Genomic DNA, 24044 nt, shown 5'->3' on the forward strand with positions numbered 1-24044 from the left:
TAAGTTTTAACTAGTTTTTATAATGCCTTTACCTGTTATTTTTATTCTTATGTTTTTAATAGTGTATTATTTTGCTAAAAACAAAAGAGAACTCAAAGGAGTCCTCTTAACTACATCATATTATTAATTGATGAACATTCTCTAGATCAACATTTCCACCTGAGATAACGGTTACTACGTTTTCACCTTGGATATTTAATTTATTAAACATTGCAGCAGCAATTGTTGTAGCACTTGACGGTTCAATTAATTGTTTCATTCGTTCTAATATAAAACTGAAAGCTTGTCGAATTTCATCTTCACTTACTAAGACGATATCGTCTAGGTATTTCATTAATATTGGGAAAGTTAGATCTCCTGGTTGATTTGTTCTTAAACCATCCGCAATGGTTGTTGTGGCTGGTATAGCAGTAATCTTTTTATTGTGTAATGATAAATATGTATCATTAGCAAGCTCTGGTTCAACACCAATTACTTTTATTTTCGGATTTGTTTCTTTAATTGCTATAAGAATTCCAGATACTAATCCTCCACCACCGATTGGTACAATGATTGTATCCACATTTTTAACCTGCTCTAATATCTCAAGTCCTACCGTTCCCTGTCCAGCCATTATGAATGGGTCGTCATAAGGAGGAATATATACACCATTCTGTTGTTCAGCTATAGCTTTTGCTCGTGGTAGTCTTTCTCCAGAAGTCGTACCACACTTTTCAACTGCCCCATTATAACCTTGTATGGCATTTACTTTACAGACACTTACATTCTCAGGAACTACGATCGTTGATGGAACACCAAATTTATTTGCAACATAGGCTACTGCTTGACCATGATTACCCGATGATGCAGCAGTCACATACTTCGCACCATTTTCAATTTCATGGATTACTTTATTGCTAGCTCCGCGAATTTTAAACGAACCTGTTTTTTGTAGATGCTCTGATTTTAAATAGATTTGATTTCCGCATTCTTTTGAAAGTAACTCTGATTGTAAAATCGGTGTTATGTACGAAATTTCTTTAATTCGTTCCCTTGCCTCTTTAACATCATTTAATGTAATCACGTAACTTTCCTCCCTATTTCACTGCAATGATAAAATCAATCTCAATCGGGGTATTATTTGGAAGTTCTGCTGCTCCAATCGCTGAACGAGCATGACGTCCTTTTTCTCCAAAAATATTTGTAAGTAACTCAGAAGCAGCATCAAGCACTTTTGATGGTTCATGAAACCCAGGAGACGTTTGAACATAACCTGTTACCTTTAAAATTTGCTCTACATTATCGAGACTACCTATTGCTTCTTTTAAACAACTTAGACCTTTTAATACGCAAAACTCAGCAAGTTCTCTCGCCTGTTCAACTGTTAATTCCCCACCTACTTTACCTGGATAAGGAATTACACCATTAATTCGTGGGACTTGTCCGCTAACATAGGCTACCCCTTGATGAATCGTAACAGGAACATAATGAAATAAAGGAGCAGTTGCTTCCGGTAACTTTAGGCCCAACTCTTCCAATCTACTCTCTATCAAACTCATAATCTAATCCTCTTTCATAATAAAATTTATGTTTGTTTAACAATTCAAGAATGCAAAGTGATATTCCTTCTTTAGAAAAATTTAACGATTTTTCATTATTTATATTTCTTTGTAACTATTTCTATATTTCTTACGACTAAACAGTGTAATATATTACCTATTTTCAAGGAGAAAAACACTATGCGCAAAAGATTCTTATTTATTCCTGCGTTCTTTTTGTTATTAATTGTTACTATTTTATCTGACTATATTTATTTTCCACTTATTAGTTTCAAAGCTGAAGAGGTTGCAAAAAAAATATCTAGAGGAAAAGTATGGAGAGGACTTTGTAATTAAGGAATCAAGCTTTTCAAAAGCACTAGGAGATGAGAAGGGGATTTACTGGATTTATGCTCATCCTTTGAATAACCCCGATATATCTACTCAAATTACAGTTTCCGAAGATATGTTGATGATATCGGATGATTATTTAAAAATGAAGTGGCGTTCAGAGCTAAATGAACAATTTAGTACTACCTACAAAGGATGTTAAATATTAATTAAAGGCACTCAGAGGAGTGCCTTTTATTCTACCTTTTATATCTCATCCTTAATATAGCTTTGATCTAATTATTAATCAGAAAATTCTACACTATTAAATAACATGTTCGGGAACCTTCTCTAGAATATCTTCAGGTACTCGGCATTCAGTAGGATAAACTTTTCCGTTTTTCATAACAAATGCACAGTCCATTAAAGCATATGGATCTGTTAGCAAGTCACGATTCCATGCTGAAATATCTGCTAACTTACCTGGCTCAATAGTACCAACTATATCATCAATCTCCAATATTTCCGCATTATTTTTAGTTGCTGCTGCTAAAGCACGGAATGGGTCCATTCCATTATTTAACCAAGCCCAATACTCCCAGCCATGCTCGTATGCATTATGGACAGTTACAAATCAGTACCATACCCTATTACTGCCAGTTTATTTGTGAAATATTAAGCAAAGCAAACTCTAACATTACCTTCTTTTTGAGCTATGGACCTACAATTAATTATAAAATCATAAATTTGCTTTTGATCCCAAGGTAATGAGTCAATATCTGAAAGTAGAATTCCTCTTTTACAAAGTTCTTTGAAATTATTCAAAGCCCTTTCCATTTGTTCTACTGTATAAGTCGCTACAACCCCTGATCCACTAACCCCTGCGTCATACTTAGTTGCGTCAAGCACATTGTATATTATTCTTGCATTAGGATTACCCATGCTAAAACGTGCATAAGCTATTTCTTTTCCTTCTTTATTGTATCCTGCAATATCGTGACCCATTTATAGTCCTCCTGTCATGATTTTTGCCTACTTTACCTCAAATTACTGTCAACAGACAATGAAATAAAACAGTTCACATGATTCAAAACTCGTAAGAGTTTAAAGGTTATTAAACTATTTTCATGAAGGAACATAGAAAAGAATTAAAGTATTTAAAAGTGGATAACATTGAAGAATAAATTTAGTGGTCATTAAAGACAATATTGAAAAGTAGATTTGTAATATTAAATAAAAACTTAATAGTTGGAAAATAAAATAAAAAAAGTAGAAATTTGAGGTAAAGCGAGGCTATCTATATTATATTTCATAATCTACTAAACTTGTCAAAGGCATTCGTTCGACATAGTTCGACCGATTTATTGAATAATTCATACTGTTAAGAACCATAAAAAAGCCTACAAACATTGAAATTTCAACATTTGTAGACTTCAATTTATTATATTATTTCATTTTCATTCGCAAAAAATTGATCGAGTAATGCACGGACTTCATCAGATGATTTTGTATTCATCAATTGATTTCTTAGTTCACCTGCTCCACGGAATCCTTTGACATAAATTTTGAAAAAACGATGAAGGCCAGAGATGGAACGAGGCAGTTCTTCAAAATACTTGTCGAAAAGATCAAGATGTAATCTTAAAAGATCTAAGTATTCCTTAGGACTATGGTCTTTTGGTTCTTTTTCAAATGCAAATGGGTTTTTAAAAATACCGCGCCCGATCATTACGCCGTCCACACCGTATTTTTCTACTAACTCCAAGCCAACTTGTCGATCAGGAATATCTCCGTTAATAGTTAGTAATGTATTTGGTGCGATTTCATCACGCAATTTTTTAATTTCAGGAATAAGTTCCCAATGGGCATCTACTTGACTCATTTCTTTTCTTGTACGCAAATGAATCGAAAGGTTGGCGATATCCTGTTTAAATATGTGGGTTAACCATTCTTTCCACTCTTCAATTTCCGAATACCCGAGTCGTGTTTTCACACTTACAGGAAGTCCTCCAGCTTTAGAAGCCTCGATAATTTCTGCAGCTACTTCAGGACGCAGAATAAGGCCACTCCCTTTTCCACGCGATGCTACATTTGGTACAGGGCAGCCCATGTTAATATCGATTCCTCTAAATCCTAACTCAGCCATCCCAATACTCATTTGACGGAAATATTCAGGCTTATCCCCCCAAATATGTGCCACTATTGGCTGTTCATCTTCCGTAAACAACAAACGTCCACGAACGCTTTTCATTCCTTCTGGGTGGCAATAACTTTCCGTATTTGTGAACTCCGTAAAAAATACATCCGGTCTACCTGCTTCACTTACTACATGACGAAATACAGTATCTGTCACATCTTCCATTGGTGCAAGTACAAAAAATGGCCTTGGTAAATCTAGCCAGAAATTTTCTTTCATATTGAAACTACAGTCCTTTCGTTATCGTTGCAATGTATAACTTTCGACCAATATATAAAGTCAAACGATCATTATTTTATATTTATAACATGCTGAATATCTTCATAAATAAACATAAGGTTCTATTGAAGATTAATAAATTTTAAATCTATTGTCAAAATCAGAAATGTTTATTTTAACAGAATTCCTACCCAATTGCTAAATGTAAATTATTCATTTCTAGTCTGATTTTTATGTGCTTTCGCCGCAAAAATAATCGCATTTTCAATCATATCCATAATAATACCCTCGTTCTAAAAATATTGGATTAGTTTCTTATATCTTCTGGTAGTTAATGGATTATTTACTTGTCATTCAATAAACTAAGGTCAATTTCAAATTCAGCATGATCGCCAGCCACATGAGCTACCGGCATACTAATACCAAGAAAATTTTCTGTTATATAAACGTAAATACCACTTTCGCTACCTTTAGTAAGCGCTAAGATTAAATCTTCGTCATTATTATACTGACTAAATACTATTTCTCGAATTTGTTCTTCATTTTCCTCACCTAAATCACCAACATATTTGGCATTTTTCAAGATAGAAACAAATTTCTCATCTATATTCGAAACGAAATCAGATAAAAATAATTGTTTACCTGTAGTTAAATCTATATTTGTTGTGAAAAACAAGTTATATGGATGTGCAGAGGAACTAATATTGTTATAACTTTTATAAGCAATACTTAGTAATTGATTATTTTTTAACTTAATTTCATATTTTCCTTCTGCCTCATATTTCTGGCCAGGCTCTAAGTTTTGTATTGTGTTTAGATAAGGTGCTAATGCTTCTTTTTTAATCAATTCATTGATTTCTTGTTGTTTCCCTTCATCAGTGAAGTTAATAATTTGGGGATATTCTATGTGTACATTATCTTTGGAATAAGTTTCCGTTACGAGTTCATATTCCTTTTGAACATCGTTCTGTTTAGAGACAGTTTGATACTCCTCATCATTTATTTTTGTTACTTCTTCAGTGCCACATGCCGATAAAATAAATGCAAACATCAAAATCGATGCTCTGCTTAATAATTTTTTATACACATTAATTCTCCTTTTCAATTAGCTTTGCGATCCATTCCTCTATAACACATAGTACCCAATAATCGAAACGAAACACAAAAGAAAAAGAACGACATCCGTAATTGGAATATCGTTCTTCGTATTTTGCTTTACTTATAGATTAATGCTGGCAATAAAAATGCCCAGCCCATGGTCTTTATTTATTTGCTAAAATCTCTCGATTACGTTCATTAAATTTATCATTATGTGAAGAAACCATTGCATAGCTTGATGCATCCGGCTCAATGAATCTCTTTGCTCCATTTACAGCTAAAACAGCATCTGTAAATGTACCAACTAATAAGTAAACTTTATCATCATAAGCTACGATATCTCCAACTGCATAGATACCAGGGATCGAAGTTTTACATTGTCCTACACTGTTAAATTGCATGTATTCATTTCTTACTGGAGCGATTGAATCACAGAAATCTAAAGAAACTTCACGATTATAACCGTGACATACTAATACATCGTCCGTTGCTATTTCGTACTCATAGTTATTCTCTTTTAAAACTACACGTTCAATTGCTGTCTTATCCTCATTTGAAATGAGTTTTGTCATTTCTGTATTTAATTTAAATTCGACACCATGCGCTACTAGTTTTTTTATTTGTGCCTCATGTGCTTTTAATTCGTCACTTCGGTAAATAATTGTTAGCTTTTTCGCGCTAGGTAATAGTTCAACAGCCCAATCAATAGCTGCATTTCCCCCACCGGAGATTAAAATTTCTTTGTCTTTAAAACGCTCAATCCCGTTAATCGTGTAATGAAGGTTCTGCATTTCAAACTTTTCTGCACCTTCAAGATCTAGCTTAATTGGCTCTACTATTCCCCCACCAATTGCGATAATTATAGTTTTCGAATAGTGTTTTTCACCAGTATTAGTCGTAATAATAAAATACTCTTCCTCTTTATCAATACGATCAACTTTTTGACTTAAACAAATGGCAGGTTCAAATGTCATAGCTTGTGCGATTAAGTTTTTTATAAAACGACTTGCCTGAATTGGTGGTTGACCGCCTACATCCCAAAGTACTTTTTCTAAAAAGGTATTCACTTTCCCACCTAAGTACGGATGATATTCGATAATTTTAGTTTTCATGTCGCGCATACCACTATAAAAAGCACTGTACAACCCGGCAGGTCCACCACCTATAATCGTCACATCATATATTTCCATTTAAAACACTCCATTATTTTTTATTCAGATAAATTGAGAACATTTCTCAATTAGATTACAGAATCATTCATTAAAAGTCAATTTCTAAATGAAATTCATTCTCAAAAACTTATTGACATCGTAAAAATTTCGAGTATTATAAATCTTGTAAGTGATAATGAGAATCGTTATCATTTACCTCAAATAAATAATAGTAACAACAAAGTGAGGCTATTCATAATGAAAAAATCATTATTATTTTTAATTACTTCAATAATCGTTTTAGTACTTGCCGCATGCGGTAATAACACTTCAAAAAACGAAGAATCAACACCATCAGAAACGGAAAACGACAGCCAGTATCCAATCGTCATTAAACATGCATTTGGTGAAACAACAATCGAAGAAAAACCAGAACGTGTTGCAACAGTAGCTTGGGCTAACCACGATGTTGTATTAGCACTTGGTGTAGTACCAGTAGGCTTCTCTGCTGCAAATTACGGAATCCAAGATGAATCTGGTTTATTACCTTGGACTGCTGAAAAGTTAAAAGAATTAGGTGAAGAAGATCCAAACGTTTATCAAGATACTGACGGTTTAGATTTTGAAGCAATTGCTGATAGTAATCCAGATGTTATCCTTGCAGCTTATTCAGGTATTACACAAGAAGAATATGATACTTTAAGTGAAATTGCACCAGTAGTTCCTTATGAAGAAACACCTTGGGTAACACCATGGCGCGACCAAGTATTATTAAATGCTAAAGGTATGGGCATGGAAGAGGAAGGTAAGAAGTTAATCGCTGAAACTGAAAAATTAATCGAAGAAAAAGCAAATGAGTATTCTGTTATTAAAGGGAAAAAAGCTGCATTCGGTATGTTTAACACAGCTGATTTATCAAGCTTCTATATTTATACACCTGCAGATCCACGTGGGGAATTCTTAACTGATTTAGGTATGGAATATCCAGAAGGTATTAAAGAGTTAATTACTGATGACGGCTTCTACATTCAAGTAAGTGCTGAAAATGCAGATGCATTAAACGACACTGAATTATTTATTACTTACGGTAACAAAGATACATTAGCTGCTTTACAAGCAGATCCTATTTTAGGGAAAGTTCCTGCAATTGCTGCTGGAAACATCGTTGTAATCGAAGATAACACACCATTAGCAGCTGCAGGTAACCCAAACCCACTTTCAATTCAATACACAATTGATGAATACTTAACTTTAATCTCAGACGTAGCGAAGAATATTAAGTAATCATGAAACAAGTGAACGTTGAACAAATGAAGCAATCTTTCCTTCCGAAAAATTTAGGAAAGTTAACAATTATATTATTGATCCTACTTATAGTATCAATAATTGCTTCTATAGCTTTTGGCTCTCGTTCAATTGGGTGGTCTACAATTCTGGATGGTTTATTCCATCCAGAATTAAATGACCATGAATCTAGTGTCGTTCGTCAGCGTGTTGTACGAACGATTTTTAGTTTTATGTGTGGTGCGGCATTAGGTGTATCTGGGGCACTTATGCAATCGGTCACGCGAAACCCAATTGCTGATCCAAGTATTTTAGGAGTTAATACTGGGGCATCCCTATTTGTTGTAAGTGGAATTGCCTTTTTAAATATTAGTTCTTCAAGTGAATATGTATGGTTAGCTATAGCAGGTGCGATTCTTACTGCTATTTTTGTGTTTACAATTGGTTCTCTTGGAGGAAGCGGTGCTACTCCCCTTAAACTCGTCCTAGCAGGAGCTGCAACAAGTGCTATTTTGTCGTCACTTGTTACAGCAATAATGATTCCTCGTCAAAATGTCATGGAACAATTCCGCTTCTGGCAAGTAGGAAGCGTTGGAGCTGGTACGTGGGATAGTATTCAATTATTTCTCCCCTTCTTAATTGTAGGAGTGGTAATTGCTCTTATTACAGCACCAGCTTTAAATGCAATGGCATTAGGAGATGAAGTAGCAACTGGCTTAGGTGTTAAAACAGGTACAATTCGTTTAATCTCTGCTTTTGCAGGTGTATTACTTTGTGGTGCTGCAACAGCTTTTGCAGGACCAATTGGATTTATCGGTCTATTAGCTACTCATTTAATCAGATTAATGATTGGATCCGATTTACGTTTTGTTATTCCTCTTTCCGCCTTATCAGGTGGAATAATATTAACGATTTCCGATGTAGTAGGAAGATTAATCGCTCGTCCTGGAGAGGTTGAGGTTGGGATTTTAACAGCCTTTATTGGCGCACCGATTTTAATATATATTACGATGAAAGCGAAAATGCGTAGCCTATGATGAACAACGATACTTTACAAGCCATTATTCAATCAAAATCAAAACGTAAACGCCGATATATTGCAACGGTGGTTATATTAATCGTTATTGCTTTTGCATTATGTTGCGCCATGCTGATGCTTGGTAATACGATTTATCCTGTAAAAGATGTCATTGCTGTTTTGTTAGGTGAAGATGTGAAAGGAGCTAGCTTTACTGTAGGGACTTTACGTTTGCCTCGTATGTTAGCTGGACTTTTTGCTGGATTTGCTTTTGGAGTTGGAGGCTATGTATTCCAAACAATGTTAAGAAATCCATTAGCGAATCCAAATGTAATTGGTATTACTGCGGGTTCTAGTGCTGCAGCTGTATTTTGTATTGTTGTTCTACAAGCAAGTAACACAGTGGTATCTATTGCTGCAGTTGTAGGTGGATTACTGACAGTTGCCATTATATACGTTTTTTCTAGAGTAACTTCATTTTCTATTGGTCGATTAATATTAATAGGCATTGGAATTCAAGCAATGTTAAATGCGTCGATTTCATATTTAATGTTAATTGCGAAAACACATGATTTACCGACTGCTCTACGTTGGTTAAGTGGAAGCTTAAATGGGGCTAAGATAGAAACCGTAATGCCGTTATTCATTCTTTTAGTTATTTGTACACCTATACTTATCTATTTTGCAAATCATCTAGAAATGCTAGAGTTAGGTGAACAAGCAGCTACATCATTAGGTGTTTCCACAAATCGTGTTCGGATTATTTTATTAGTAATTGCTGTACTAGTCATTGCTCTAGCAACTGCAACAACAGGACCGATTGCTTTTATTTCATTTTTAGCAGGACCAATTGCAAGACGTTTAGTAGGGGTTGGATTTTCAGCATTAATACCTTCAGGATTAATCGGTGTAATTCTAGTACTTGCAGCTGATTTAATCGGGCAGTTTGCGTTTGAAACACGTTTCCCTGTAGGTGTTATCACAGGTATTATCGGAGCACCTTATCTTATTTACTTACTAATCATGTTGAATCGAAAGGGGAATATATAATGACTCATACATTAGAAGCAAAAAACTTACATTCAGGTTATGACCAAAATCTCATATTAAAGGATGTAAGCCTATCGATTCCTTCAAATAAAATTAGTATTATTATAGGTTCCAATGGCTGTGGAAAATCTACCTTACTAAAAACGATGGCACGATTATTAAAACCGACAAGTGGCGATGTACATTTAGACAATAAATCTATTTACAATATTCCATCTAAAAAGCTTGCTCAAACAGTTGGACTTTTACCTCAGTCCCCTATCGTCCCAGAAGGTATTACTGTTGCAGATTTAGTTGGTCGTGGTCGTTTTCCACACCAAAAGATGTTTGCAAGTTGGTCTAAGAAGGATTACGAAGCCGTTGCAACAGCTCTTGATATGATGAATATCTCAGAATTTGCTGACCGTCATATAGATGAATTATCAGGTGGTCAACGCCAACGTGTTTGGATTGCTATGGCTCTTGCTCAGCAAACTGATATTTTATTTTTAGACGAGCCGACAACCTATTTAGATATTACATATCAAGTAGAAATTTTAGATTTATTGAAAGACTTAAATACGAAATACGGAACGACAATCGTGATGGTGCTTCACGATATTAACCTTTCTGCACGATACGCAGATCATTTATTTGCAGTAAAGGATGGGAAACTGATTGCTGAAGGTTCACCAAATGAGATTGTAACAAGTGAGTTGATAAAAGAAACTTTTAATTTAGACTGTCAGGTCATAAACGATCCAATTTCGAACACACCACTAGTTCTTCCAATTAGTCGATATCATAAATAAAAAAAGTAGAATTTGGGATCGTCTCAAATTCTACTTTTTTTGCTTTATATGGCAAGATCTACGCTGTACTAATTCTGGGTATTTTTTAAAAAATTTGTATCTAACGCCATGAAACTTATAATATAATAATTTAGAAAATTGAAATATTTTATGAGGGAGGAGCGTTATCAATGACACAGAAACTAAGTCATAAATATTATAAAGAATTATTGGATTTAAAAGATGTAGAAGGAATTGAAGCTCAGATTCAAAGTTTACTAGATGTGCCGATTGAATCTGTATCAGACCTAGAAAAATGGCTAAAAGAAGAAAAAGAATTAATGATAAAGATTGATGAAGCGGTGACGGGCCACCAAATCGACTTCTATCGAAACACAGAGGATGCTGACATTAAGTCAATTTATCTTCACGATCAGCAAGTTATTCTACCGCTTTTCATGAAATATGAAGCAAAGTTGAATGAGAAATTCTGCAATTCTCCATTTGTAAATGAATTGGATGAAAAACGTTACGGATTAATGCGAAAAGTTCGCGAGTCTAAAGTTAAGCTGTTCAGAGAAGAAAACATCCCATTATTTGTGAAAGAACAAGAACTTTGTACAAAGTACGATGAAATTATGGGAAGCCTAACTGTTGAATGGGAGGGAGTTGAGAAACCTTTACCATTCATCGACTCACAACTAGATCATCTGGATAGAGCCGTACGAGAAAAGGCGTATCAGGCTAAGGCGGCGGCTTTTCGTCGAATTAAATCAGACGTGGATGCAATCATGGACGAGCTAGTTCAAATTCGTCATCAAATCGCAGTAAATGCAGGTTTTGACAATTATCGTGATTACATGTTTATTGCTAAAAATCGTGAATATAGCATACAAGATTGTTATGATTTCCATGAAAATGTAGAGAAGTATATTATCCCTGCTTGGAATCGACTTGCAGATGTTTTCAAATCAAAGCTTGGTGTCGATACATTCCGTCCTTGGGATAACACAGCAAAATTAATGAAAAAACCTCCATACGATGAAGTTTCCGCGCTTATGGATGGGGTTTCTGAAATGTTAGGCAAAACTGATCCATATTTTGCTGATCGATTCAATTACATGAGAGAGAATGGATTATTAGATCTTGGAGATCGTAAAGGAAAGGGTCAAGGTGGTTTCTGCTCTACTTTACCTGTTTCTGGAGATACTTTCGTTTTTGCGAACTTTAGTCCAACCTTCTTCTCTCTTATCGCTTTAATCCATGAAATGGGCCATGCAGTAAATGGATACCTTCAGTTTTCAGAACATGGTCCAATGGAAGATTATAAATGGCGTAGTGAAGTTGCCGAACTTTATTCACATGGGATGGAATTACTCTTATTGGATAAACTTGATAGTTTTTACACAGATGAAGAGGACTTTAAGAACGCACAGCGTGAGGAACTTAAAAGAGCGTTTACTATGTTAATTGGTCCATTGTCAGGAGACATCTTCCAACATTGGATGTATACAAATCCTAATCACACTGCTAAAGAGCGTGATGAAAAATACTTTGAGATTTCAAAACGGTATAATTTAAATCCAGTTGATACATCCGGATTTGAAGAAGAGATTGGAGCTAGTTGGGCAGGTACCCTTCATTACTTCCAAGTACCTTTCTATCTAATTGAATACTCCATGTCTATGCTTGGTGCTCTACAATTACTTGAAAATTATCAGAACAACCCAGAGGAAGCGATCAAATCCTATAAAAATGGGGCAAGTGCAGATTACAATCAATCTATCGCAGCAATTTATAAAGAAACAGGCGTCAACTTTGATTTTACAGCACAAACTGTTAAAAGAATGGGTGAATTTTTAGAAAAAGTGATTCAAGGCATTCATCAATAATGTATTTGCAAAGAGGCAGATTATTGTTAAAAGCAATAACCTGCCTCACCTTTTTTAATTTTGACAATTAGGGCAATAGAATGTTTTCAGTGAAGATATTTCCTCTTTAATAATGTTCGTATTACAACGCGTACATGATTCTCCTTCTTATCATAAACGTAAAATTGATAGCCTCCTGTTTTGCTATCTCCCTTAAAAAGTGGATGATCCATATAACCACCTTACCTGCCAAGTATCAGATATAACAGTAAACATGAACCATCCTGTAGTTGGAAAATTAAATATTTCGCTCTTCTAGAAATCATCTTAATAGTCATATTTGAAACTTGTGTAGTAAAACGATCAACTGGTACATTAATCGACTTTTCCCTTCCAATCTCAACATCTGTAATCTTTTGCCCATTAATAACTTCCCCAGTAATGTTTTATATGTTTCCATCTCTGGCAATTCAGGCATAGTGTTTCCTCCATAATAAATTCTTTTAAAACAGTATTTCCTGCTCGTAAGTTATTATTATTGTGTTGTGAATCTTCTTCGAAACAAAAAAAGAACAAATTCTCATCTCAAGAATTTGTTCTCAAATAATTAGTTTCTTATTCAAAGGTTACTTTTATACTATCTGTATCTTTAATGGTATCCCAAGTCTCTGTATCGAAAATATGGAGTTTAAACTCTAAATCCGTAATATCAGTAATCCCATTATTCGTTAAATCTTCCTACATAAAAGTCATCGTATCAAATGCTTTTTTTCCTGCACCAACATCGCTAGAAAATGCTGGTTCTACCATAAAGCCATTTATATCTACATCTCTCGCTTGAATTGTAATATCTTTTTCTGTGTTGTTTTCTATATAAAGGTATACATCTGCTCCCCAAAAACTTTCAGAGCTGTTTAACTTTTTGACAACTACTTTCACACCATCCGCATCATAAGCAACAAAGCCTGAATCATCATATTCCTGTACAAAATTTGGATCTGCAGAAGTTGTCAATTTAATTAAATCACTCACTGCAATTTCATCCCAAGAATCTGCGTCGATTATATAGAGTTCAAATTTTTTATGCAGCATGTTTCTCTTGTAACTACACTTTAACCTTTATTACTTTGTAACCAATGTAAAGAATTAAGAACCAAATCGGTGCAACATACAATGCAACACGCATACCTGGAATGAATGCCATTAATACGACAACCATTAATAAGAATGCAAGCGCAACGTACGAAGAGATTGGGTGCCAAGGCATTTTGAATTTTAAAGCTGACACTTCTTCTTTTGATTTTGCTTTACGGAATTTGATTTGAGTACATAAAATAATTATCCAGCTTGTGATGACTGCTACTGTTGCCACTGCTGAAATGTACGTGAAAACTTGCTCTGGTACGATATAGTTTAAAACAACGGCGATTAACAACATAGCAGACGAGAAAATAATACCGCGGACAGGTGTACCATTTTTACTTACTTGTTTGAACATTTTCGGTCCTTGTTCTTGTAATGCTAAGTTGTATAACATACGGCCACAACCGTATAGGCCACTATTAAATGCTGATACCGCTGCTGTAATGACAACGAAGTTAATAATATGAGCTGCCGCAGGAATACCGATTGCATCGAAAATTTGAACGAAAGGGCTACCATTTGAACCAACTTCATTCCAAGGATAGATCGCCATCATAACACCTAGTGCACCAATATAGAAAATTAATATACGCCATACGATATTATTAATCGCTTTTGGCACCGTTTTAGTAGGATCTTTCGCTTCACCAGCTGTTACACCAACAAGCTCAACACCTCCAAATGAGAACATAACTAAAACGAAGCACATTAACATTCCTTCAAGACCATTTGGCATGAATCCGCCATGTTCCCAAAGATTGCTGAAGCCCATTGGATCTCCATTGTTACCAATACCGAAAAGAATGATACATAAACCGACAATAATCATCGCAATGATTGCCACCACTTTAATCATGGCGAACCAGAATTCGAATTCACCGTACATTTTTACGTTCGCTAAGTTAATAAGCGTCATCACTACAAGGACAACAAGTGCTGTCACCCATTGTGGAACATCTGGGAACCAGTAGTTAATGTATACGCCAACAACTGTTAATTCCGCCATTCCAACGACAATCCACATGAACCAATATGTCCAGCCTGTTAAGAAGCCGGCAAATTTCCCTAAATATTTATTCGCATAGTTACTGAATGAGCCTGAGACAGGTTCAGCGACAGCCATTTCACCTAATGCTCGCATAATCGTGAAGATGACTAATCCGCCAATTAAATACGCTAACAATACTGCTGGACCTGCTAATTGGATTGTGGAACTTGAACCATAGAATAAGCCCACGCCAATCGATCCACCAAGCGCAATTAATTGCATATGGCGATTGCTTAATCCACGTTTTAGCTGTAGATCTTGATGATTTTCTTTCATAATTCCTTACTCCTTATCCTGTAAAATCTTCAAATGTTTTGGCAAAAAGGAATTAAAAAACGCCCTTTTGGATTTACCAAAAGGACGATTCAACTCGTGTTACCACCTTTAATTCGTAAGCAACTCACATTACTTACCTCAGAAGTACAGTCATTTAAATGACGATACTCTTGCACATGATTACGGGTGCTTACCGGTGTAGCCTAATTAGAAAAATCTTTTCGGTACACAGCTCCAAGATGAATTCCCAATCGTTTTACATGCACCTCTCATCAACCGGTAACTTTCTGTTCGTAAAATAAATTGGTACTATTTCTTTTCATAGCCTTTTTATATACAAATATTTTTGAATTGTTTTTTATTATATATTTATTAATTGTTTTGTCAATATAACTTGAATTAAAAAAGAACAAATTCCCTTCATCGAGAATTCGTTCTTCTTCCATTTATTCTAACACCAACACGAAGTTAGTATGTGATCTAACCTATGTGAGAGTGGGTCAAAACTGGAACTATATTTGTTTTTTAGTTGATTTATATAATCGTGAAATTGTCGGGTAGAATGTCAACATTAAACTAGACAACTTTTATAAGGACTATTGTCTAGTTTAGTGTTGATATTCCACAATTAACTTTTTAGGATATGGGTGACTTTATCAATAGCATTTTGTAGTTTTTCACTGTTTTTTGTGTAGAGCTGCTTAGCCTTCTTATTTTCAGTTGCAAGCGCAAACAATTCTAAGTCCGCTTGGCATTTTTTCATCGTTGAAAGAGTCATTGGTCTATCTTGAGGAGATGGAACTTGAAGCTTATCATCAAAAAGATCAACGGTTAATTCCCCATAAGAGTTTACTTGTCCAAGATAGACGTTTTCAACAGTAACCCCCAGTTTTTCTAGTTCTGTCTTTAACCATCCTCGACTATACCCAATGGTTGCAAGAGGCTCATCCAAAATTTTACCATCCATAATAACAGTCTGAGGCTCCTTGATTGAAGCTACTTTCATGTCTAAATCTTTTGGTGTTAATGGTTGGTTTTCTTTCTTCAGCATGACAGATAAATCCCCTGTTGGCTCTAAAACCGCAAATTCCACATCCGACACCTGGAAGACATCTTTCTTTCTAAGTAATTGCAATAATTCGTCCGCTGTAATTCTCTCTTTTTTTAAGTTATCTTCCATAACTTTTCCGTCTTTGATGAATATAGTCCCCTTACCTTCTGTAAAATCACGAAACTTTTTGCTCTTTAGAGAAATTAAACCGGCTATTATGGGAATAGCCGCAACAACCGTCATAGCTAATAACCCATAAATCATGTTTCCATCTGATCCCATAATACTTTCTCCGGCTATGTTTCCAATGGTTATTCCAGTTACATATTCAAAAAAAGAAAGTTGAGCAATTTGTTTTTTTCCTATCAATTTGGTCATGAAGAAAAGTACTACAACAAACAATACCGATCGAACTGTGATATCTAGCCATTCAGGCATAATAAAAAAGACCTCCTCTCCTCTTAATATCCTTTATATTGATATTCTTCGTTTTCCAATTCTCCGACCCTTTTTTTCAAATCTGCTACTATTTCACTTACTTCCATCATGGTTTCATGTAGAGTTCGTTTGGAGCCATTATCTTGTGTCCGTTCTGCTAAATTGGATAGGCTAGCTTCTACTCCTTTGAGACTAGCTAGACATTGTTTGACATCTGATACTACTGTCATCTTCCATCCTCCTCAACCTTTAGGTTTAAATATCAAAGCACCTATCATGCCAAAAACAATGGCAGCTGTAATACCTGCACTGGTAACTTCAAAAATCCCTGTAAGTACCCCAATTAAACCGTGTTTTTCAGCTTCTTGCATAGCTCCATGTACCAATGAATTACCGAAGCTTGTTATAGGTACAGACGCTCCTGCACCAGCAAAATCAATTAATGGTTCATATAAACCCAATCCATCTAATATTGCTCCAGCAACTACAAGGGTACTTAAGGTATGGGCGGGTGTAAGTTTAAACACATCAAACATAATTTGACCAATTACACAGATCAAGCCACCAACAACAAAAGCCCAAAAAAAGATCATATCTATTCTCCCTCTCCATATTCAATTGACACTGCATGAGCGATACAAGGAATGGTTTCATTTTGTTGGAAGGATAAAGGTGATAGTAAAGCACCCGTAGCTACTACTAACATTCTTTTAAAATCACCTTTTTTCATACGATTTAATAAATGCCCGTACACTACTGTCGCAGAGCAACCCGCCCCACTAGCTCCTGACAATACCGGTTGCCCGTCCCGGTAAATCATGAGACCACAATCTTGGTATTGATCTTCGGTGATAGGGGTTCCATGCTTTTTGAATAGATCAAGCGATACAGCACGTCCTATTTTTCCGAGGTCACCTGTCACGATTAAATCGTAATAAGAGGGATCAACATTTCGTTCCTTTAAATGCGCTTCGATAGTATCAACCGCAGCTGGTGCCATAGCCCCTCCCATATTAAAAGGATCAGTCATTCCCATATCGATGACGCGTCCTATCGTGGCAGAAGTTACACATGGTCCTTCCCCAGAATTACTTAACAAAGCAGCTCCTGCACCTGTCACTGTCCATTGGGAAGTAGGCGGTTTTTGTCCACCATATTCAGTTGGATATCGAAACTGTTTTTCAACTGCCGTGTTATGACTTGAAGCTCCTGTTAAAATATATTTAGCTCCATTTGTATTAATAATATAGGCACCTAGAGCCAATCCTTCCATAGATGTTGAACAGGCACCAAACAACCCGAAATAAGGAGCTCCAATCGTTCGACTGGCAAAACTTGTAGGGGTAATCTGGTTAATCAGATCACCTGCCAGTAGAAATTGAACTTGTTCCTTTTGAATTTCTCCCTTTTCGAGTGCCTTTTGACAGGCTTCTTCAAATAGGATTTTATGTGCTTTTTCATAGGAGTCTTGAGCTAACCATAAATCGGCATGGAGGAGATCAAAATCATCTGCTAATTCACCTTCTGCCTCAAATGGCCCTCCAACTGTTCCCGTAGAAATAATTACAGGTTTATTCTCAAAAATCCATGTACGTTTACCTGCTAACATTACATACCGCCCCATTGGATCAAAATAGTTTTTATTAAAGCAATGACAAATGCGGAAAATACACCAAATAAAATGACAGAACCTGCAAGTTTAAAAATATTCCCACCTACACCTAACACAAATCCTTCCGTACGGTGCTCAATAGCCGCAGATATAACTGCATTTCCGAATCCAGTAACTGGTACAGCAGAACCTGCACCTCCAAATTGAGCAATTCTATCATAAACCCCAAATCCGGTAAGAAGCATTACGATAAAAATTAAAGTTCCCACTGTTGGATTACCAACTGTTTGATCTGTAAAATCAAAATAATAAATATAAAATGTTTGAATGAGCTGACCTATTAGACAGATTAAACCACCAATTAAAAAAGCTTTTATGCAATTTCGAACTACTGGTCTTTTTGTTTCGCGTTTCTTTTGAAGTTCTTGATATTCCTGTTGCACTGGAGTTAATTGTTTCTTTTTATTATTAGACATATATTATAAGCCTCTCTTTCATTACGATTGTTCCTTCATGAGACTTTTAATTTTTTTAGTATGTTTTTTTAAATTCTCCATACTCATAGTATTCTTTTGGAGTTTTTCGTCCAGTTTAACAAGTTCAAAATACATTTTTTGATCAGCAGAAACTAATATTGAATAATCAGGATACTGCTTTTCCAAGTCTGAATTTATTTTCTTTTCTATCTTTTTTAATCGAAAACGATCAAATTGTTTTACTTTTATGGCTACTAATAGGTCTTTATCTGTATTCACAGCCATCACTTTTGAAATTTCATCTTCCAAAATGATATTTTCTGTTGCTTGATTGGCAACGGATTGACTGATTGGCTTACTCACCTGTGAATTATTCAGGTCCTTATTGGGATGCTGATCATGATTTCCATTACAACCTGTGCATAATCCGATAGCCATTATGATTAAAAGACCAGCCTTCACAATTTTTATTTTGGAAAACATAATTCACCTCTGTGTTTATAAAAATTTTTGGAATAAAAGGTTGGTTAATTCAACCAACCTTTTGTCCTCTTTTTAATTATTCTTGTCTGTACTGTGGTTCTTCTTGTTGAATTTCTTGAAGACGTGGTTCAACGCTATCTATAATAGCTTGGGTTTGAGTAGCGGCATCTTGATAGAGCGTCTTCGCTTGTTGGTTATCTGTTTTTAAAGCAAATGTTTCAAAGCTAGCCTGAGCAGTTTTTAATCCTGCTAAAACAGTCTTAATGTCATTTACTACTGTCATAATATAATTAACCTCCTTCACTCTATAAAATATTTTGAAGCTTAGTTAGTATTAGGCACCCGTTGTTGATTATACGAGGATAATTTCACCTCTTTTTGTAGTTGTAAAAACAATGTGGTAAATTACCCCATGAATTCAAATTTAGATTCAGCCTGATCTTTATCGAAATTGTGTTAGCCACACCTCATTTGAGTCAGGAACGTGTCGCACCAAGATAATGTACCTTAAAAGTAAAAAAGCACCAATTCCTCAAGAATGGCGCCCGATCGTAATATAAGGTCAGCCAGATTTTTCTGGTTGACCTTTGTTATTTAGGTCTTATTATAACGGTAGTCGGGGTAGAACGTAGCGCCCGTGGGACTCGATCCCGTCCGCAAAACTGTTCACCCCCTACCATTAATGCTTATTAATACGACTAAGCAAATAGAAGTATTACAGAAAGGAGTAGTAAAATATTTTGTATACTATAAATCTTTTGTGGGATTAGATTCTTGAGACATAGGTGGGTATCTTCATAGTAATCAGGTAGCCCACACACCAATAATCTATACAAATAAAAAAAGAACGAATCTCACCTTCTGGAATTCATTCTTCTTTCACTACTCTTGTCCCTTTAAAATAAACTCACCACATCTTTACCCCACGCCAACCCGCATTCTACCGTTGCCGTTTAAAATAAAGTCACGCTATCTTTCCCTCATTTTCACACATTTTCGATCACGTTTTGACCGTTTTTTCCACCCTTTTTTCACGCTTTTTGTTCACGTTTTTTTCGATTTAAAAAGAAGTTCTGTATGATTCAATTTGTAAAAAGATAGTAGTGACAAGGGTTTCAGGGATTTTGGATACAGGACTTTATTTTAGTTTTGGGGTTACACCACTCTTGACAGCAAGACAACACACTCCACATGTGTCGTCTGCGGGAACATATCAACTGGTTGAATTTCAACCGTTTTGTATCCACCGTCTTCTAATATTCTTAAGTCCCGCGCAAGTGTTGCAGGATTACAAGAGACGTATACAACACGTTTTGGTTTGTGCTCAATGATTGTATTGAGTAATGCTTCGTCACAACCTTTACGCGGTGGATCCACTACTAACACATCTGCTTCTTTACCATCCGCATACCAACGAGGGATAACTTCTTCAGCCGGACCAGCTTCAAAGTACGTATTCGTAAATCCATTTAGCTCGGCATTACGTTTTGCATCTTCAATTGCTTGTTCTACGATTTCAACGCCCATTACCAACTTCGCTTTTTCTGCTAAAAACAATGAAATTGTTCCAATACCACAATAAGCATCGATTACCGTTTCATCGCCTTTTAACTGTGCGTAATCTAATGCCTGCTTGTACAATACTTCTGTTTGAACCGGGTTTACTTGATAGAATGAACGAGCTGAGATTTCAAAACGAACGCCACCAATTGTATCTTCAATCGTATCTTTGCCCCAAAGTGTGTAAGTTTCATTGCCCAAAATTACGTTTGTTTTTTCAATGTTGACGTTTTGAACGATAGACGTCACATTTGGTACAAGCTTTCTTACTACCTCAATCGCTGCTTCTTTTTGTGGGAATTTATGTTTATTTGTAACTAAAACAACCATTATTTCTCCTGTTGCACGACCTTTACGAACGACAACGTGGCGAAGCATGCCTTGATGGGACTCTTCGTTATAAGGTTGAATACCAATTTCGCTTAATTCTTTTTTAAGAGTAGCCATAATTGCATCAGCTTCTTCTACTTGAATTAAGCAACGTTCCATATCTACAATCTCGTGAGATTTTGACTTATAGAAACCTGCAATTGGTCCTGTTTCAGTCATGCTAAATGGAATTTGAGATTTATTACGATAGTTCCAAGGGTCTTGCATTCCCTTAACTGGAAGTACTGGTGCCTCAATCTTTCCAATACGTTTCATAACGTTTTTGACCATATTTTCTTTCCACTTCAATTGCCCTTCATAAGAAAGATGTTGTAACTGACAACCTCCACATTTTCCGAAGTAAATGCAAGGGGCTTTTACTCGATCTGGTGATGGCTCAATAATTTCTACAATCTTTGCAAATCCATAGTTCTTGAGCGTTTTCAATACATGAATTTCAGCTGTTTCCTGTGGAAGCGCCCCTTGGATAAACAATGGATATCCATCAATTTTTGCTACACCATTTCCATCATGTGTTAAGTCTTCTATATAAACGTTTCTTCGATCATTTTTCTTTACAGGTAGTGCCATGTTCCGTCCTCCATTTCAGTGTATTTATTGTAGCAAAATTACTTCAAGGAGGGTAGCGTAGCGATATGGGAAATGAATTTCTAATGATCAGGGATTTGCATATTACAATTTTATCGATAGATTGATATAAGACTTTAGAAATATTAGGTAATATTATCATACTAAAGTGTGAAATTTCGCATATTATCTAATAATAAATGGTGCTATAATCTATTAAGATTTTTTAGTTTTATCATTAAAAAACTTTTATTAATGGAGTGTTAAACTTGTGGAAAAAAGATAAAGTGTTTAAATCTAGATCTTTTATTTACATTCTACTGACTACATTTATCCTTGTAGGTTGTAACAATCAAATTATACCTATAGATCCTGCTAAACTAATAAAAATAGACTCGCAATCAAACAAAGAGGAAATTGAACAAGCTACTAAAGTCGTAATTGAAAAAGTTTCTTCGAACAAAAATGATAGCAATATAGAACAAGTTGAAGAAGAAGACAATCAAGAATATGTAAATAAAGAGGAAACACCAGAAAACAACGGTATTTTCGGAACTTGGTATATATGGATCCCTGGATCAGCTACAAACTATTATGATGAGGAAACAAGCGAATATGCTACCCATGAATTTACCCCTGGTGCAGAAGCAGGTCAAATTATGCTTTTTGAAAATGGATCATATAGCATGGTATATAGTCTATGGGAAGATCGGATCGTTAGAGGTAAATGGTATCTTTCAGAATCAGGAGAAATTAACGGAGAGCCAGGAGAAGCAATCATCTTAATGGGTGGTACAGGTGGTACAGATTGGGCGATTGCTCCTGCACAAGATGGAACTCTACGTTTACTTCAATATTCCGGTACATGGAATGATGGTTCATCTATGTGGCAGTTTGATTCTGAATTATATCGATAGTTTTCAATTGAAATTCAAAACCTTCCTATCACAATTACATAGGAAGGTTTTCTATTTTAGTTCAAGTTATTGCGATCGATTCCTTTTTGAAGCTTTTCTAAAAACTCATTCGGTGAATCTGTACGAACAGCTACTTGAGTATATTGTTTTTCTAACCCCATAAGGTGTGTACCTTTTACAGGCTTTCTTAATTTAATAATGATGTCTGGATACACCGTTTCAAAATCTCTCGCGACAAAGTCTAACGTATCTTTTGAGAGTTTACTTTGCAACACTTCTGGATCAACAATTAATGCTTCAATATTTTCAAATTCTATTTTTATACGTTTCATCAACCCTTGAGAAAGATAAACAGATTCCTCATTAAAGAATACTGGATTTAGTCGTAGTGCTTGAATATCTGCAAGTAAGAAAAGTACAGTGTAAATGTTTAATACTAACATAATTATCGACACTACAGGATTAATCTCTATATAATGGAACAACCAGTGGACACCAATGGTTTCAAGAACCGTTGCATGAATTAGCATGATTTGAAAGGCCATGAAACTTGAATTTTTATAAATTGTAATACCCTCTACCGGTTTCTTTTTCCAACTTAAAAGCGAATAATAAAACACTAACACTTCTGAACAGATTGCAAAAATAAGAGGGTTTTTCGAAACATATTGATCGACCGCCTGTGGAAAAGAGAACACTTTTGGTAGCGAACTGTTTCGAACCGCGTTTTTTATTTTTGGCATATAACGTACAAATGAAATAATTAGCGAAAGTTCTAATATAAAAATGGCTGCTTCTAGAGCAATCCCAGTCCAAGTAATCGTATCAAATGGCTGTAGGTAATTCGCAGGAATAATAAGCTTTGCTGCAATACAACCAGTTGCAATTAATCCAATCGCCATCTTCCATGAAAACTTCTTTTTATAAAGCATAAACAAGGTTGGGGCAATGATAATAAAATCAATTAACGAGCCGATTACAACGGGATTTGTCTCCTCTGTTAAAATCATAGCTCCAAATTGTGTCTTATAAAGAACAAAATTACTTGCTAAAACGAGACCTAATAATACTAACCAGATATTATTACCTTTAAGTTTACTAATCGTCATAGCATAACGTCCCTTTCCTTATGAAAATTTGAAAATAACTTTGTTTTTATATCGATTCCATGCAGGTTTATTGGCTTATGGGAGAGCAATTAACTTATGTTAATTATGAATATTGAAAACGCTTACTTTCTCAAAGTTTGTGATTATTATCACATTTACTTACCATCATTATGACAAATTTTTTATTTCTTATCTATTATTACTCAACTTTCGCAGAGTGAAATCGGTAAATAAGCCTTGATATAATTAGGTAGGCCTGAGATCCACTGCTCCAGTTGACTTTGTATTAACTTTTTGATTTTCTTATTTGTTTGTTCAAGCGCATCTTGAAGAAGTTCGATTAGCTGCTGTAAAGCAACAGCCCAATCAAGTTCATTGACTTCGTCACATAGTTCGTAAAAAAGACCTCCAATCGTACGTTGGTCGGTGTTACAGCGGTTTTGCCAAGATAGCACGATATAACGAGCAA

General features: G+C 35.4%; 27 protein-coding genes, 2 pseudogenes and 1 other annotated feature. Of the genes and pseudogenes, 7 read left to right on the forward strand and 22 right to left on the reverse strand.

Translation table 11 applies throughout. The features are described 5' to 3' along the window. Positions 1-115 precede the first annotated feature (115 nt). On the reverse strand, positions 116-1063 hold the full coding sequence (locus ACOQFO_RS02575; RefSeq protein ID WP_421688151.1) for a threonine ammonia-lyase: 948 nt from the start codon (positions 1061-1063) through the stop codon (positions 116-118). Between the two features lie 13 nt (positions 1064-1076). Beyond that, complete coding sequence (locus ACOQFO_RS02580) at positions 1077-1538, reverse strand: RidA family protein (RefSeq protein WP_421688152.1); 462 nt, start codon at positions 1536-1538, stop codon at positions 1077-1079. A gap of 286 nt (positions 1539-1824) precedes the next feature. On the opposite strand from ACOQFO_RS02580, the gene ACOQFO_RS02585 reads away from it, so the two are divergent. Next, a complete protein-coding gene (locus tag ACOQFO_RS02585; RefSeq protein WP_421688153.1) occupies positions 1825-2070 on the forward strand; it encodes a hypothetical protein in 246 nt (81 codons plus the stop codon). A 102-nt stretch (positions 2071-2172) separates the two neighbouring features. Here the strand turns inward: ACOQFO_RS02585 and ACOQFO_RS02590 are convergent. The 5 genes and pseudogenes from ACOQFO_RS02590 to ACOQFO_RS02610 all read right to left on the reverse strand — a co-directional run. Continuing rightward, positions 2173-2439 (reverse strand): annotated as a pseudogene (locus ACOQFO_RS02590) (amidohydrolase family protein); the annotation flags it as partial. Positions 2440-2522: 83 nt separating this feature from the next. After that, positions 2523-2852: a hypothetical protein gene (locus ACOQFO_RS02595; protein WP_421688154.1), complete on the reverse strand. Its 330-nt coding sequence runs from the start codon at positions 2850-2852 to the stop codon at positions 2523-2525. Between the two features lie 436 nt (positions 2853-3288). Further along, the gene (locus tag ACOQFO_RS02600; protein WP_421688155.1) at positions 3289-4263 is read right to left on the reverse strand and encodes a tRNA dihydrouridine synthase; all 975 of its coding nucleotides are present in this window, start codon (positions 4261-4263) and stop codon (positions 3289-3291) included. Positions 4264-4606: 343 nt separating this feature from the next. Continuing rightward, positions 4607-5350 carry a PdaC/SigV domain-containing protein gene (locus ACOQFO_RS02605; protein ID WP_421688156.1) on the reverse strand — a complete coding sequence of 248 codons (744 nt, stop codon included), beginning with the start codon at positions 5348-5350 and terminating at the stop codon, positions 4607-4609. Between the two features lie 175 nt (positions 5351-5525). After that, positions 5526-6551, reverse strand: a complete 1026-nt coding sequence (locus tag ACOQFO_RS02610; protein ID WP_421688157.1) for an NAD(P)/FAD-dependent oxidoreductase — start codon at positions 6549-6551, stop codon at positions 5526-5528. A 219-nt stretch (positions 6552-6770) separates the two neighbouring features. Here ACOQFO_RS02610 and ACOQFO_RS02615 point away from each other — a divergent pair, with 219 nt between their 5' ends. From ACOQFO_RS02615 to ACOQFO_RS02635, 5 genes are all read left to right on the forward strand, one after another. Then, a complete protein-coding gene (locus ACOQFO_RS02615; RefSeq protein ID WP_421688158.1) occupies positions 6771-7796 on the forward strand; it encodes an ABC transporter substrate-binding protein in 1026 nt (341 codons plus the stop codon). A gap of 26 nt (positions 7797-7822) precedes the next feature. After that, positions 7823-8833 carry a FecCD family ABC transporter permease gene (locus tag ACOQFO_RS02620; protein ID WP_421688173.1) on the forward strand — a complete coding sequence of 337 codons (1011 nt, stop codon included), beginning with the start codon at positions 7823-7825 and terminating at the stop codon, positions 8831-8833. Then, positions 8833-9864, forward strand: a complete 1032-nt coding sequence (locus tag ACOQFO_RS02625) for a FecCD family ABC transporter permease (RefSeq protein WP_421688159.1) — start codon at positions 8833-8835, stop codon at positions 9862-9864. The genes ACOQFO_RS02620 and ACOQFO_RS02625 overlap by 1 nt, the downstream gene beginning before the upstream one ends. Continuing rightward, positions 9864-10655: an ABC transporter ATP-binding protein gene (locus ACOQFO_RS02630; protein ID WP_421688160.1), complete on the forward strand. Its 792-nt coding sequence runs from the start codon at positions 9864-9866 to the stop codon at positions 10653-10655. Before ACOQFO_RS02625 ends, ACOQFO_RS02630 begins: the two co-directional genes overlap by 1 nt. 170 nt (positions 10656-10825) lie before the next feature. Then, positions 10826-12526, forward strand: coding sequence for a M3 family oligoendopeptidase (locus tag ACOQFO_RS02635; RefSeq protein ID WP_421688161.1), 1701 nt, complete (start codon positions 10826-10828; stop codon positions 12524-12526). Between the two features lie 54 nt (positions 12527-12580). On the opposite strand, the gene ACOQFO_RS02640 is transcribed toward ACOQFO_RS02635, so the two are convergent. The 13 genes from ACOQFO_RS02640 to rlmD all read right to left on the reverse strand — a co-directional run bounded on the left by ACOQFO_RS02640 (position 12581) and on the right by rlmD (position 21552). Beyond that, entirely contained in the window at positions 12581-12640 is a 60-nt protein-coding gene (locus tag ACOQFO_RS02640) for a hypothetical protein (protein WP_421688174.1), read from the reverse strand. A gap of 107 nt (positions 12641-12747) precedes the next feature. Next, on the reverse strand, positions 12748-12903 hold the full coding sequence (locus tag ACOQFO_RS02645) for a DNA-formamidopyrimidine glycosylase family protein (protein ID WP_421688175.1): 156 nt from the start codon (positions 12901-12903) through the stop codon (positions 12748-12750). Then, positions 12840-12983, reverse strand: coding sequence for a hypothetical protein (locus ACOQFO_RS02650; RefSeq protein WP_421688162.1), 144 nt, complete (start codon positions 12981-12983; stop codon positions 12840-12842). The genes ACOQFO_RS02645 and ACOQFO_RS02650 overlap by 64 nt, the downstream gene beginning before the upstream one ends. A gap of 260 nt (positions 12984-13243) precedes the next feature. Beyond that, the gene (locus ACOQFO_RS02655) at positions 13244-13597 is read right to left on the reverse strand and encodes a hypothetical protein (RefSeq protein WP_421688163.1); all 354 of its coding nucleotides are present in this window, start codon (positions 13595-13597) and stop codon (positions 13244-13246) included. Between the two features lie 13 nt (positions 13598-13610). Then, positions 13611-14972, reverse strand: a complete 1362-nt coding sequence (locus tag ACOQFO_RS02660) for an amino acid permease (RefSeq protein WP_421688164.1) — start codon at positions 14970-14972, stop codon at positions 13611-13613. Positions 14973-15049: 77 nt separating this feature from the next. Beyond that, positions 15050-15304, reverse strand: a binding site (T-box leader). A 296-nt stretch (positions 15305-15600) separates the two neighbouring features. Next, positions 15601-16461: a DUF421 domain-containing protein gene (locus tag ACOQFO_RS02665; RefSeq protein WP_421688165.1), complete on the reverse strand. Its 861-nt coding sequence runs from the start codon at positions 16459-16461 to the stop codon at positions 15601-15603. Between the two features lie 23 nt (positions 16462-16484). After that, the gene (locus ACOQFO_RS02670) at positions 16485-16691 is read right to left on the reverse strand and encodes a DUF1657 domain-containing protein (protein WP_107935775.1); all 207 of its coding nucleotides are present in this window, start codon (positions 16689-16691) and stop codon (positions 16485-16487) included. A 12-nt stretch (positions 16692-16703) separates the two neighbouring features. Beyond that, on the reverse strand, positions 16704-17054 hold the full coding sequence (spoVAE, locus tag ACOQFO_RS02675) for a stage V sporulation protein AE (RefSeq protein ID WP_107935773.1): 351 nt from the start codon (positions 17052-17054) through the stop codon (positions 16704-16706). Between the two features lie 2 nt (positions 17055-17056). After that, positions 17057-18070, reverse strand: a complete 1014-nt coding sequence (gene spoVAD, locus ACOQFO_RS02680; protein ID WP_421688166.1) for a stage V sporulation protein AD — start codon at positions 18068-18070, stop codon at positions 17057-17059. Further along, positions 18070-18549, reverse strand: a complete 480-nt coding sequence (gene spoVAC, locus ACOQFO_RS02685; RefSeq protein ID WP_340809405.1) for a stage V sporulation protein AC — start codon at positions 18547-18549, stop codon at positions 18070-18072. Before spoVAC ends, spoVAD begins: the two co-directional genes overlap by 1 nt. 21 nt (positions 18550-18570) lie before the next feature. Then, the gene (locus ACOQFO_RS02690) at positions 18571-19032 is read right to left on the reverse strand and encodes a YhcN/YlaJ family sporulation lipoprotein (RefSeq protein WP_400194378.1); all 462 of its coding nucleotides are present in this window, start codon (positions 19030-19032) and stop codon (positions 18571-18573) included. Between the two features lie 76 nt (positions 19033-19108). Next, the gene (locus ACOQFO_RS02695; RefSeq protein WP_421688167.1) at positions 19109-19315 is read right to left on the reverse strand and encodes a DUF1657 domain-containing protein; all 207 of its coding nucleotides are present in this window, start codon (positions 19313-19315) and stop codon (positions 19109-19111) included. A gap of 872 nt (positions 19316-20187) precedes the next feature. After that, positions 20188-21552 (reverse strand): 23S rRNA (uracil(1939)-C(5))-methyltransferase RlmD, encoded by a 1365-nt coding sequence (rlmD, locus tag ACOQFO_RS02700; RefSeq protein ID WP_421688168.1) that lies wholly within the window; start codon positions 21550-21552, stop codon positions 20188-20190. A gap of 266 nt (positions 21553-21818) precedes the next feature. On the opposite strand from rlmD, the gene ACOQFO_RS02705 reads away from it, so the two are divergent. Continuing rightward, positions 21819-22466 (forward strand): hypothetical protein, encoded by a 648-nt coding sequence (locus ACOQFO_RS02705; RefSeq protein ID WP_421688169.1) that lies wholly within the window; start codon positions 21819-21821, stop codon positions 22464-22466. A 56-nt stretch (positions 22467-22522) separates the two neighbouring features. Here the strand turns inward: ACOQFO_RS02705 and ACOQFO_RS02710 are convergent, their stop codons facing one another. After that, positions 22523-23575 carry a beta-carotene 15,15'-monooxygenase gene (locus ACOQFO_RS02710; RefSeq protein ID WP_421688170.1) on the reverse strand — a complete coding sequence of 351 codons (1053 nt, stop codon included), beginning with the start codon at positions 23573-23575 and terminating at the stop codon, positions 22523-22525. A gap of 203 nt (positions 23576-23778) precedes the next feature. Continuing rightward, positions 23779-24044, reverse strand: a pseudogene (locus ACOQFO_RS02715) (IS4 family transposase); the annotation flags it as partial.

Origin of the sequence: Ureibacillus sp. MALMAid1270 (assembly GCF_049202975.1) — a bacterium.
In the GTDB taxonomy this organism is placed as follows: domain Bacteria; phylum Bacillota; class Bacilli; order Bacillales_A; family Planococcaceae; genus Ureibacillus.